The sequence below is a fragment of the Pseudomonas cichorii genome (assembly GCF_003700275.1).
GTDB lineage: Bacteria > Pseudomonadota > Gammaproteobacteria > Pseudomonadales > Pseudomonadaceae > Aquipseudomonas > Aquipseudomonas cichorii_B.
The window spans coordinates 1-674 of record NZ_RBRE01000019.1; the positions used below are offsets into that span (position 1 = coordinate 1).

At 55.9% G+C, this 674-nt stretch carries 1 protein-coding gene; it reads right to left on the reverse strand.

The features are described 5' to 3' along the window. The coding region (locus ALQ04_RS05860) for a calcium-binding protein (RefSeq protein ID WP_147466566.1) at window positions 1-674 on the reverse strand (674 nt) is incomplete at both ends.

Sequence of the window (674 nt, forward strand, 5' to 3'; positions counted from 1 at the left end):
AGAATGTCGGCGGCGAACTCGATAACGTCGGTCTTGCCCGTACTTGAATCGTAATTGTTGATCGAGTCCTGACCCCAGCCGCGGCTGAAGCGGTAGGTATCGGAGCCATCCCCCCCTGTCAGATAATCGTTGCCGATACCACCATCCAGTTGGTCATTGCCCGAGTCGCCATACAGCGTGTCGTTGCCTTCATCGCCTGCCAGCGTGTCATTGCCATCACCGCCAGTCAGGTAGTCCGAGCCCTCGCCACCAGACAACTGATCACTACCAGTGCCACCGTACAGGTAGTCATTTCCGGCTTCACCGAGCAGAGTATCGTCACCTGCTTCGCCCGAAAGACTGTCCGTACCGGCACCACCTTGAAGGGTGTCATTGCCCGCCTGACCATACAGGCTGTCATCGCCCAGACCACCGTTCAGAGTGTCATCAGTGGCGTAACCCCAGACATTGTCATTGCCGTCAGTAGTGACAATGGAAAGGGCTTTGATCTGATCGAGATTCCAAGTGGTGCCGTCAGCGAAGCGGACCTGCTCCAGTGCATACGGTGTAACACCATCATTCTGGAAGTAGCTGGAGACCGTGATCTTGTCCGTAGAGTTTTTCAGCGACAGGACCAGATCAGTGCCTGAACGGGTGACAACAATATCGGTCGGGAGAATGTCGGCGGCGAACTC